Raw genomic sequence first — 12967 nt, forward strand, 5'->3', positions numbered from 1 at the left:
TCACCTCGTCCGCGCGGGCGCTTACCGGCCCAGCTCGAAGCGTACTTCCACGCGACGGTTGGGCAGCAGGCATTCCAGCAGCGCGGCGCGCGGCTTGACGCCGTCGCACTGCTGCACCTGCTGGGTATCACCGCGGTACTCGTAGCGGATCTTGTCGGCGGCCACGCCACGACCGATCAGCAGCTCGCGCACGGTCTTGGCGCGACGCTCGGACAATGCCTGGTTGTAGTCGAAGCCGTTGCCCTGCATGCGGTCGGCATGCCCGACCAGGGTGACGCCGGCCAGCTCGCGCTGCTCGCTGCCGATCGTGGCCAGTGCACGGTCCACGCTTTCCAGCGAGTAGGTGCGGATGTCCTTGTAGCCGTCGCGGTCGAACTCGAACAGCACGTTGGCGATCAGCGGGCCCGGCGCCGGGGCCGGCGCAACCGGGCCGGTCGGGTCGGCGACGCCACACAGGCGCGCGGCGGTCTCCGCCTCGTTGACCAGGTCCTCGGCGATCTGGATGTACGGCTTGGAGTGACGCCACTGCTGCTGGTTGAACTCGTTGCCCGCGTGCACCAGTTCAACTTCACCGCAGGCCACCTTCTGCGCGGCGCAAGCAAAGCCCGGGGTGCCGTGGATGACCTTCAGGCGCTGCCACAGGTCGGCACGCAGGTACTTGGCGTTGTTGACCAACGCAGTGTCGGTGGGGATCGGCGAGACGCCGTTCTCCATGTCCACGATCAGCTTCTCCGACTCGGTCAGTGCTTCCTGCGGGAAGGCGCTGCGGTCGTTGCGGGTGTACTCGTGGAAGGAAACGTCCAGCCAGCACTGCGCCTTGGACAGGTGGTAGTCGCGGATCGGGCGACCGCCATCGTTGAGCGCCTGGATGCGGCCCTGGGTGGCCTCGTAGGACTCCAGGTCGGCATGGATGGCCTCGTCGGTGATGCGCTTGGCCTGCGGGTTGAGCTGGGTCTGCTGCGCGGTGGCCACGCCACTGACAGCGGTCAGGACAGCGGCGGCCAGCAGGGTGCGGAACGAGCGGGTTTTCATAGGCGAAAGGGTCATGGTGTCATCCTCAGCGGGCCGGATCGCGGTAACGAACCGGGTCCCGACGGAAAAGATCTTCATCGAACTTGAAGCGCAGGCGCAGGAACGCACCCTGCTGCGTGTACTCGTAACCGTTGAGGTCGCTGTCGCCTTCGAAGCCGGTCCAGTTGTAACCGGCCGACAACCACAGGTTCTGGCGCAACAGGCGGCCCACTTCCAGACCATAGGCGTACTGGTTGGCACCGTACTGGCCACGGAAGGTGGAACCCAGCACGCCGATGTCCCAGTTCTCGGTGATGTCGTAGACCACGCGGCCGGACACCAGCACGGCATTGAAGCTGCTGTTGACGCGGCCACCGTCGCTGTAGGCGAACTGGTCGCGCTGCCACTTGCCGGCGATGCGGCCGGTCAGCCACCACGGACGCGACGGGTGCCAGTCGGCATGCGCCGAGACGATATGCGCGCGGGTGCGCACGTCCTGGCTGGTGCCATCCACCACTTCACCGTCGAGCAGGGTCAGGCCGCTCTCGTCGCGCTCGAGCTTGTACTCATAGCGCATCAGCGCGTTGACCCGGTTGCGGTCGGTGTCGCGGTAGGCCAGGCCGAGCTGGAAGCGATCCTGCAGCACGTCACCACGGTCTTCGTAGTTGGTGGCCAGCAGGTAGTTGCGGCCCAGCAGCGTCCAGTCGCGGCTCAACTTGCGCGCCACCATGAACTGCAGCAACGTGGTGTTGAAGGCCTCGTTGGCAGTGGTGCCCGGCACGTCCTCGGAGATGCGGTGTTCACCGCGGATGGCGCCGCGCCACAGCGGATTGGCGGTGTAGTCCAACGCCAGCGCCAGGCCGGTGCTGTCGCCGGTATCACCGGCCACCACGTTCACCCGTTCGATCGAGCTGCTCAGGCGCAGGCCCTGGGCGATGTCCCAGTTGTTGCGGATACCCGAGGCCGCCTGCACGTCGCGGCCGCTGATCGAGTCACGCATGCGGTACTCGGAGAAGGCCTGCGTGTCGCGGATGTAGCTGCTGTCGATACCGAACACCAGCGCATCGGCCTCGCGGTCGGTGGTGGTGATGCCATAGGCGCTGGTCAGGCCGGTCTGCTTTTCGTAGCGACCGTACAGGCGGCTGCGCTCGAACACCTGGTAGTCCACGCCCGCGGCAACGCGGTTGCGGTCTTCGCCGCTGACGCTCTGTTCGTACTCGGCGCCGCCGCTGAACTTGTCGCTGAAGCGATAGCCCAGGCCGATGCGTGCGCTGTCCGATTCCAGCTTGGTGCCGATCGGCAGGTCGCTGGTGATCGGGCTGCCGCTCGAGGAACCGTTGATGACCATCAAACCGGTGGCCGGGTCCAGTGCCTGCTGGCCGTAGCCCAGCGCACCGCCGCCACCGCCCGTGGCGAAGCCACCGGTCAGTCCGCCGGTCTGGCCGAACGGCGCACCGGACGACCACGGCGAGGTCACGCCGATGGTCTCGCGGATGCTGCGCAGGCCAAAGTCCACGGTCAGACGCTCGGTGGCACCGATGCGCACACCCGCGCCGCCGGCGTCACGCTTGCCGCCATCCGGGTTGCGATCTTCGCTGCGCAGCCCTTCGACGTACAGCTCCAGGCGCGGGCCCACGGCGTAGGCCATGCGGGCGCTGTACTCGCCACGACCGCCATACAACGGCGAGGCGGCGTTGTTGAACTCCGGATCGGTGCGTGCGGCGAACAGGCGGGCGTCGAACTTGCCGCCGTCATGGGCGAATTCCACGCGCCATGCATCGCCTTCCACCTCACCCACCACGTCCTTCAACCCCTGCGAGGTGACCTGGTTGAGCGAGTTGGTGTTGACCTCGCTGCGGGTGTGGGCGAACTCGGCGACCAGCATCGTGTTTTCACCGAAGCGGTAACCGGCGTTGACGCTGCCCATCTTGAACTCGGCGTACGGGTTGCGGTCTTCCACCGCCGAGGCGCCCACTTCGAGCTTGTCGGTCAGCTTGAACTGGCCATCGGCGCCCACCACCCAGAACTTCTCGGTCTGCTGGTCCAGCTCATAGGTGATGCGCAGCGACACCGGGTTGAGGTCGCTGTCGAACGAAGGCAGGAACTGGTTGAGCAGGATGCGGCCGGAGAACGGCTCGAAGCTGTAGTCCACCAGCCGCGCCAGCGGCTTCACCGAAACGATGCGCGTGGGCTGGTTGCGGTCGCGCACGATCATCTCCACGCGCTCGCTGCCTTCCAGCACGGCGTTGTTGCGTAGCGCGTACGGGCCGCTGCCCTGGCTGCGGAACTCTTCGATGATCTGCCGCAGCGAGTCTTCGATGGCGAACACGTTGGTACGCACGCGCTCGCTTTCGAAATGCCAGCCCAGGCCGGTGGCGGTACGGTTGTAGGTGCTCAGGCTGCGCTGCGGGATCGGGCCGCTGCCACCGATGCCACTGGTGGTGGCCAGCGTGTCGCCGGTCTGGAAATCGCCGTACAGCAGGTAGCTGCGCTTGTTGTCGATGCGCACGTACAGGCGTTCGGCCGAACGTGCATCGAAGCCGCGCAGCGACGAGTCGCCGTACACCGGGTAGAACTCTTCCGGCTGGATATCACGCAGCAGGCGGCCCCGCACATCCTTGTCCGAATCGTAGGCGGCGGTGAGCAGGTACTCGCCCTTGATCTGGCCCTTGACGAAGAACGCGGTGCGCGCGGCGGCATTGGCCTTGCCGTTGTTGAACGTCTTCTCCCAGCGACGGATGTCACGGTCGAAGGCGTCGTTGTACTGCACCGGCGAGATCAGGCTGGCGTTGGACTTGTTGCGGAAATTGACGATGCCTTCGATCAGGCCGGTCGCCAGCAGGTCGCGCATTTCCGGCAGGAAGCCGATGGTGCCTTCGGCGGTCTGGCCGCCGGCGGTGATGCGCAGCAGCACATCCTGCGGATCATGCGGCGCGACCAGGTCGAACTCGGCCACGCCGTTTTCCACTTCCACCTGTACGCCCGGCATGACCTTGTCGGCATCGGCCGCGCCCGGACCGAATTCATCGGTGCGCGAACCCGGCAGACGCAGGCGGCCACCGCTGTTTTCGATGGTGGCGTAGCTCTTGCCGGCCAACGGCTTGCCGTCGGCACCGAGCAGGCGCACGGTGATATGCACCGGCGTCTGGCCATCGGCCGGGATGCCGTCGCGGTCCACTTCCACCGACACGCGGTCCACGCCGACGTTGCCGCTGTAGTCAGCCTGGCCCGAACGGGCGGCGACGACTTCCGGCGGCGTATCGGTGGTGACCAGCGAACGCGGATACAACGTGGTGGCATCACCCAACACCGGCGTGAAGCGCGAGCTGGTACCCACGTTCTGCGCCATGGCCGGCAGTGCGGCGGTGGCCAGCGCACAGGCCAGCAGGCTCATGCGCGGCATCTTGCGCAGGCAATGACGGCTCATGGCTGCACCTCCTGCGAAGCGGATGCCGAGGGCGGGTTGGGTCGCGGATGCACGATCGGTCTCTGGTTGGCCGAGTCCGTGGCCTGCTGCGGCGCACGGGCGGGCTTGCTTTCAAAACGCAGCGGCGACTGGCCGGCTTCGGTCTCCGGCGCACGCACCTCGCCCTGGGTACGACGGGCCTTGACCTGTTCCAGCAGCGGGTTGGAGCAGCTGCCTTCGATGAAGTCGGCGCGATGCAGCTCGCCGTTCTTCAGGTCCAGGAACAGGCTGTCGGCATCGCCCAGGTTGCGGTTGCTGCTGGTGGTCAGACGCGAGCCGGCCGGCAGGGTGGACGGATCCACCTTCAGCGTGTGGCTCTGCGGGGTCAGGCCGCAGTAGCTGTACTTGCCTTCCGAATCGGAGATCACCCAGGTGCCGTTGGAGAAGTACAGGCGCACGCCCGGGATGCCCAGCTCTTCGTTGTCCTGCACGTGGTTGTTGTTGCAGTCCACGAACACCTTGCCCAGCACGCAGGCTTCCTCGGTGAACACACCACCGGTGACGCGCACGCGGTACTGCGCCTGGTTGGACGGCACCGAGCCCGGTACCGGCGTCATCGAACCCGGATCGATACAGCCACCGGTGATCGAGCAGCCATGGGCCTGCGCGCGGTTGATGCCATCACCCTGCTGCGCACCGACGCCAACACGCACGCGGTAGGTCAGCACCAACTGCTGGCCGACGTTGATCGGGCCCAGGTTGAAGCCCAGGCGCGGGCCCGGCTTGCCGAACGGCTCATCCAGCGCGCGGCCGCCGACACGGGCAGTGCCGTCGATGTAGGTGAAGCCACGCGGCAGCGTATCGACGATGTTCACCGTCGCCATCGCACTGCCGGAGGTCTGGCGCACGGTGATGCTGTACTGCACGGTGTCACCGATCTCGGCCGTCTGGCGGTCACCGGTCTTGGTGATGACCAGGCCGGTGCCGGCGGAGGTGTCCAATGGCAGGTGGTTGTGGACGATGCCGGCGGTTGCCGAACCGGCAAACACGGTCAGCCAGTACTGGGTGGGCGTGCCCACCGCACCGGTCGGCGCATCGGCCTGCGGCTGCACCAGGTGGCTGGTGCCGGCTGCGCCCAGCGGCGACAGCGAACCTTCCTGCGGCGGAATCAGCGACGACACGAACTGGTAGCCACCCGGCGGCGTCACCGTCAGCTGGAACTCGCAACGTGCCGGCGCGGCAGGGCCGAACATGAACTGGTAGTAGCCGCTCGTACCCACGGTCATCGACACCGCGTTGCCTTCCACGCGGTAGCCACCGGCACCGGCGTTGAGGATGGCGGTCTTCGGGTCGTAGCCGTTGCACACGCCCACCGGGGTCAGGGTCACGATGGAGCCCGGCACCGGATCACGGGTGATGGCGTCGTAGACCACGCCCGACGGATCCACCGGCAGGCTCTGCTGCGGCAGATGCTGGCCGGCTTCGAGCACGACCTGCAGCTGGCTGGTGCCGTTCTCGGTGATACGGCAGGCGCTGCTGCTGCCATCGCTGATGGCACGCGTGGCGTCACAGGACACGCCCATGCCACCGGCGGTTTCCTGGTTCACCGGCCACGCCCACAACACGCCCGACGCAGGGTCACGGAACTGGATGTTCCACTTGATGCCCGGCACCACGTCGCCAAAGCGGTAGCTGCCGTCCACGGCGGTGGTGGTGGTCTTGGCAACCTGGCCGGTCGCCGCATCCAGCAGTTCCACGATCCACGACTGCAGGCGCGTATCGCCGCTGTCGAGGAAGGCATCGTCGCTGCCGATGTCGTACCACACGGTACCGCCGACCGATGCGGACAGCTGCACTTCATTGGGCACGCGGCACACGTTCTGGGTGATGGCCGCATCGCACACCGGCAACTGGGTCACGTCGCCTTCGAACGTGTTGCGCTCGGTGGTGGTCGGGGTGCGGAACTCGTTCTCACCGCCGCCTTCCACCAGCACGGCGTTGTTGACGGTGCCGGCCTGCGCGGCCTCGGCGGTGACGTTCACCTTGACGGTGATGTCCGAGGTGGAGGTCGCACCGGCGTTGACCACTTCCGAACTGCGGCATTCAAAGCGGGCATCGCCCACCGCGCCGGAACAGGTCCAACCATTGCCGGACGGAACTTCCGCTAGGTTCAGGCCAGCCGGCAGGCGGTCCTTGACGATGTACTCGCCCGTGGATGCCTGCTGCCCACCATTGCGCACGCGGATGGTGTACGTGGCGACGTTGTTGACGGTGAACTTCACCGTGTTGGACGACTTGCTCACCAGCATGTCCGGCGAATCGCCGATCTCGCCGAAGTTGTTGTCCACCGACTTGTCGCCCGGCTTGAGCACGATGCCGGTGATCTCCGAGGTGGTCGTCGACGGATTGCCGCCCGTGCCGCCCGTGCTGCCGGCGGTGGTCTTGCCGTTGAGCGTTTCAGCCGGCTGGTTCGGTTCGGTCACCACATAGGTGCCCGGACGCAGGTTCTCGAAGGTGTACTTGCCGTTGGCGTCGGTGGTGGTGGTCAGCGTGACCGGGTTGCCCAGGTCGTCGGTGCCGGTCAACTCGACGGTGACGTTGGCAAAGCCGCCTTCCTCAGGCTGGCGGATGCCGTCGTCGTTGCTGTCGTTGTAGACGTTGCCGGAAATGCTGGCCGCCGGCACTTCGCCGAAGTTGTTCTCGACCGACACCTGGCCCACGCCAACGGTGATCGTGCCGATGAACGACGGGTTCTGTGTGGTGGCGCTGCCTTCCACCGAGCCGGTGCCCATCGGCGTGCCGCCGATGTTGCCCGGCTTGGTCTTGCCGTCATTGGTGCCGGCCGGCTGCTGCTTCTCCACCACCTTGTATTCGCCCGGAGGCAGGTTGAGGAAGCTGTAGCTGCCATCGGCACCGGTGGTGACGGTGATCGGGGTGATCGGGTTGCCGTTGATGTCGGTGCCGGTCAGTTCCATTTCGACGCCGGCAATACCGTCCTCGCCCGGATCGACCACGCCGTCATTGTTGGCATCCATCCACACCTTGCCGGTGATGCCGCTGTTGGTCGGCACCTCGGCGAACAGGTTGTCGCTGGAGAAATCACCCGGCCGGGTCAGGTCGATGTTGGTGATCTTGCTCGATTCCGGTGCCGCACCATTGCTGGCGGTACCGCTGTTGCCCTTGGTGCTGTCCAGCTGGCCTGCCGTGGTCTTGCCCTGCGCGGTGCCGGCCGGCTGGGTCGGCTCGATCAGGGTGTAGGTGCCCGGACGCAGGCCTTCGAAGCTGAAGGTTCCGTCGGCGTTGGTCTGCAACGGCAGGTCAACCGCATTGCCCAGGTCGTCGGTACCGGTCAGACGGATATCCACGCCACCGATGCCGGCGTCGCCCGCTTCCTTCACGCCATTGTTGTTGAGGTCGAAGAACACCGTGCCGGAGACCGACACCGGGACCACTTCACCAAAGTTGAAGTTGGCGCCATTGCCTGCCAGCACGCTGATCTCGCTGATCAGGTCTACATCGGCCGCAGGGCCGGTCGTGCCTTCTCTGGAGACCACGCAGCCCACGCAGGCCGCGCCGTTCACGGTGCCGGCTTTGACCGCGCTGTGCAGGTTGAGATAGGTGGCCGGCAGTTCTTCGCGCAGGGCATAGCGTGCCGACGGCGTCAGGCCGGTGAACAGGTAGCTGCCATCCGGATTGGTCTGCACGTCCTGCGACAGCTCGTACCCCCCCTTGCCGGCGTTCCATACCAGCAGCTCCACCTTGGCCGAGGGAATCGGCGTATCGATCGAGCTGGTGACATAGATGTCATCGCGGGCACGGTCGGCGAACACAAAGCCGCCAATGCTGCGCCCGTTGAACTTCGGGAAATCGAACTGCACGCCGTCGGCTCCGCTGGCGATCACCACGCCTGCAATGCTGCTCTGGGTGGGGGTATTGCCCACGGCGTAGCTGCCGCCAGCCGGCGTGACGCCCGTGCTTATGCCGTTGCGATGCGTGCGCGGCGTGTTGGGCTGCGGCAAGCCATTGTCATAGCCGTTGGTGGTCGGGCCACGCACCTGGACGATGGTGTAGCCAGCCGCGTTGGACGGAGGCAGCGCCGCGAACAGGTAGTCACCGCTGGCATCGGTCTGGGTCTCCAGCGCGATCGGATTGTTGAAAGCATCCGTACCGGTCAACTTCACCGTTACCTGGCCGATGGCCGCGTCGCCCGGGTGCTGGTCGCCGTCGTCACCGACGTCCACGAACACGCGGCCGGCAATGCTGGCAGCACGAATCACCGGCACATCCGCATCGTCTTCGTTGTTGGTGGTAACCGTCTCATCGAAGGTCGGCTGGCCATCGCCGTCCAGACCCGGGCTTACCTTGGCGGTGTTCTTCACCGGCAGGTTGAACGGACCGGTGTACACGCCCGGCACCGGCATTGCCCACAAGGTGATGGCAACACTGTTGGCTGCCCCGGTGGGGAAGGTGCCGTGCAGGTCACAGGTCACTTCCTGGTGCTGGGAAGCATTGGTGATCTGTGCACTGCCGCCAGACAGGAAGCAGACGTTGCCGGTGCCCGCTGCGGGCACACCTGCGCTGACAGTCAATGGTGCATTGACGGCCGCACTGCCATTGGCTGCAGCCGTCGGCTGCTTGCCCGGTGTGGTCAACCACACAAAGCCCTTGGGAAGCGTATCGACCATGCGCAGGCGCGACACGGTGTCGCCCGCGCGCGAGCCACCTGCATCGGAGAAATCATTGTTCACCAGGGTGATCACGTAAGGCACGGCCTCACCTACCTCGATGGCCGTCTGTCCCGCAGGCAGGTTGGTGTCCTTGTTGATGGTCAGGTCCGCCCAAGGGAACAACGTGCCGTTCACACGCGCGGCGTTGTTGTTCTGGCTGCTGACCGTCGGACCACACCAGCCGTTCTTCTCGTAGCCATTGACGCTGCTGGCCGGGTTGTTGCTCTCTGCCGAACAGATCACGGCGATGTTGCCGTAAGGCACACCATTGCTGGCCGTGGCCGTATTGCTGCCCTGGTTGACAAGCTTGAAGCGCAGTTCGAAATCGACCTGCTCCTTGGCATCCAGGTGGTCTTCGCTCAGCGTGCACTCGACCTTCTGCTTGCCCGGGCCGGTGCTGCCTGAAAGCGCACAGGTCGCGTTACGCGCCACGCGGGTGTAGCCGGACGGCAGCGTACCCACGTTGTAGTTCTGACCACTGGTGGTCAACAGCTGGTACTCGTAGCCGATAGCCTCCTCCAGCAGGTAGTCGGTCATGACCACCTTTTCCGCGCGCGTCGGGCCGTTGTTGCGCAGCGTGAAGCGGAAGGTCATGACATCGTTCAGGCGGAAGTCGCGCTGGCCGTTCGGCACCACCTTGATCTTGCCCTGCTCCAGATCCACGTCCGGCGAGGTGACCTGGAAGTCCATCTCATGCCGGTTGTTGCTCTGCGCGCTGGGGTCATTGCAGGCAGCGCTGACGCTGTCGCCGTCGGCGCGCCACTCGCACAGGCCACCGCCCAGCACAGCCGATGCGCTGTTCTTGGCAACCGGGTTGTCGTAGATGGTCGCACCGACCGGATGCGTGATCGCGTTCAGGGCCGGACGCAGCACCCGTGTATTGACGACCACGGGATGCGCTGAGTTGGCGTCAATTTGCTGGGTGTTGATGCAGGACACGCGCGTGTAGTTCGCGCTTGGGGTATTGGCTTGCGTAGTGCATTGCAATGCCCCTGAGGTACCGGCAAACAACTGCGCGGGGGTCCCCGTCAGGTCATACGACGGCTGGCTCATGTCCGCCGTGCCGGTGTAGAAATCGTCAACTACCGTGAATTCGCCATCGTTGTAAATGTGGTACGGCCCACGGTTGGTCGCGGTGATGGTGAACTTGACGGGTTGGCCGATGGCCGGCCTGGACGGATTCACCGTCTTGTTGCTGATCGCCACATCCAGGCGCGGCGCCACTTCGGCCGCGGCTGAGTCACTGACTCGGCCGGTCAGCACGGCGTCCGGCGAGGAGAGCGATGCGGTGTTGACCAGGCGACGGTTGGCCCCGGTACCTGCGACGCTGTCGAGAACACCCAGCTCGCGCTGGACATGCAGACGGATGTTGATCACGGCGCCCGGCTGCACGTCCTTGAACGCACAGCTCAGGTTCTTCTGGCCCGCAGCGATGGTGGCGGGGCAATTGTGTGAGGCGTATCCCGTCGATCCCGCTTCGATCAGCACCGCGATGGCCGGGGTTTTCAGGTGCGGCAGGTTGACGATGCCGGGCACTGCGTCGGTCAGGTTCAACGTCGGAATCGGCAACAGGCCCGGTTCGGTCCCACGCGTGATGCTGATATGCCAGTACAGGTTGTTGTCGAGCTCGGACAGCGTCACGTTCTCGAGCGCAGTGGCGGCAACACCGTCCTTGGAAACGGTCTTGTTGATGGTGATCGCGCCGCTGTCGCCGGTTTCACCCACCGGGGTTCCGACCAGATTGCCGCCGGCTTCCCGGCAGTCGTTGCCTGCGTTGCTGTCAGCCGGATACGGGCGGCCAGCGGTGGGCACGCCCAGCAGGTCCAGCGCGGTGGTACCGGTGCAGGCCTTGTCATTCAACGTGACCGGCGTGGCATTCGGCGCCATGTCGGCAATCGTGGTGTCAAAGCGGACGACAAGCGTCCCGTCACGGACCAGCGTGTTGAAGGAGCTCAGGTCCGAGGCCAGCGCCGGGCCTGCCGCCACGCTTGGGCCGGTGGTCTTGCACACCACCATCTTCGTATGGTTGGGGGACGGCGCCTGGGCCATCTGCGCGCCGGATGCATTGGATACCGTGCAGACCCAGATGCTGGCGTCCGTCACATTGCTCAGCTGATCGTTCTTGATTTCCTCCGGACGGACGAAGTCCACCACCTGGAGCGGTTCGGCCCTGCTGTAGCGCAGGTCGCCGGAACTGCTGTTCTCGTTACGGATCGTCAGCTCCGTGCGGATGGTGGTACCCGGCACCTGGGGGCCGCTGAGCGGGCTGCCAGTGGCGCCCTGTTTGGCCTTGGTCAGCGACAGGTCCGCGATCGGCGGATGGACCGTGAAGTCCACGCTCTTGTCGTTGTTGTTCGGGTCGGCGTCCTGCAGGCTGCTGTCCGGAATCGCCTTCACCGTGATGGTGCCGGTCTGCGGCGCATTCGGATTGGTCAGCGGCGGCATTTCCACCTTGATGGGGAAATCAGCCTTCTGTCCGGGGGCAAGCGTGCCACCCGGAATCACGTCGGCAACCCGGCACACCACCAGTTGGCCCGGCGGTGGCACGTTCGGCACGGGCATGCTGCAACCTGCAGGCACGCTGACGATGGTCATGCCGTCGGGGATGACCGCCTGCACCACACCATTGGTGGACGTCACAGGGCCGTTGTTCCTGAAACTGATGGTCACGTCCGCCTGGTTGCCAGGCAGATAAGGACCCGGCAGCGGCGACACCAGCGCCTCGATGTCAGTACCCCGCTCGGTGGTGTACTGCACATCGTCAGTGTTGTTCGTGTTGACGCGATCAAGGTAGGTGAGCGTCGACTCCGGATAGATCTCAGCCTGGTTGATGAAGTCGCCATCCAGCATCTGCTTGCCGGCCACGCTGATGGTCGTGTTGTTGAAGCTGGCCGCGCTGAAGGGGCCTGCATAGGTACACACGACTTCATGCGCGGCAGCGCTGTACTGGCAGCTGCCGGCGGGGCCACCACTGGAAGTGGCCGTAACCTGCGCGAATTGGCCCTGACCGCCCGGCAGCTTGTCCTTGACCACGATGGTTGCGCCGGCCGGCACATCGGAATCGATGCCGGTGATGCGCGGTTTCAGCTCGAAATGGACCATGCCGCCGGCAATGGCGTTACCGACAGGAGACACCTTGGTCTTGGTGACGGACAGGTCACCGCTGTGGATGATCGAACCGGAATTGCTGGCAGTGGTGGTGTTGGCGTCATCGCCCGTCGCCACCAGGGTGAAGGTCCCCACCCTCAAGCCCCGTACCGGTACCGTCAGCGTGCCACCCGGAATGCCCGTCGCTACCGGGCAGCTCAGAATGGTTGCATTGAGTGAGCAACCCAGTGCCGCCAGGTCAGCCGGGTCCACGGTCAGTGCGTTACCCAGGTCCACCTTCAGTACACCGCCGGAACCGGCGGGCACCGCGGTCCAGTCGATGGTCATGTCTTCAACCATCTGCACGCCCATGTTGTTGGGCGGCTGGATCTCGTCCGGCCTGGCACCTGCCCATGCCGCTACCGGCAGGAACGATGCAGCCAGCAGCAGCAATGCGCCTGCTCTGTGCTTCCAGCACCACCGGGTGCCACTGCGACCCAGCCGCATTTCGTCCATGACGCCATCACTGGCAATGCACTGCTCGATTTGATTGTTCACCGGGAAAGCCTCTGCAAACACTGCGCGGCCGGGCCGCCATGCAGTGGCAGCCCGCGTGTGTACGTTCTTCTTCTGGTTTGGCGACCCGCCCCAAAACGGGTCGCAATTCAGCACCGTGAGGTGCGTGTGACGGCGCGGATTCTCACTGCGCTCTTACGCGGAAACAGTGCCGCCGCGT

The 12967-nt window shown here is 65.4% G+C and carries 3 protein-coding genes; all 3 read right to left on the reverse strand.

Features of this window, described 5'->3' with window-relative positions:
- Window positions 1-21: 21 nt before the first annotated feature.
- The 3 genes from IB227_RS09485 to IB227_RS09495 are packed head-to-tail and all read right to left on the reverse strand — an operon-like array spanning window position 22 to window position 12789.
- Window positions 22-1047: an OmpA family protein gene (locus IB227_RS09485; RefSeq protein ID WP_192287137.1), complete on the reverse strand. Its 1026-nt coding sequence runs from the start codon at window positions 1045-1047 to the stop codon at window positions 22-24.
- A 10-nt stretch (window positions 1048-1057) separates the two neighbouring features.
- Window positions 1058-4438, reverse strand: coding sequence for a hypothetical protein (locus tag IB227_RS09490; RefSeq protein WP_192287138.1), 3381 nt, complete (start codon window positions 4436-4438; stop codon window positions 1058-1060).
- Entirely contained in the window at window positions 4435-12789 is an 8355-nt protein-coding gene (locus IB227_RS09495) for an SdrD B-like domain-containing protein (protein WP_192287139.1), read from the reverse strand. Before IB227_RS09495 ends, IB227_RS09490 begins: the two co-directional genes overlap by 4 nt.
- Between the last annotated feature and the right edge of the window lie 178 nt (window positions 12790-12967).

The sequence above is a fragment of the Stenotrophomonas sp. STM01 genome, assembly GCF_014852135.1.
GTDB lineage: Bacteria > Pseudomonadota > Gammaproteobacteria > Xanthomonadales > Xanthomonadaceae > Stenotrophomonas > Stenotrophomonas capsici.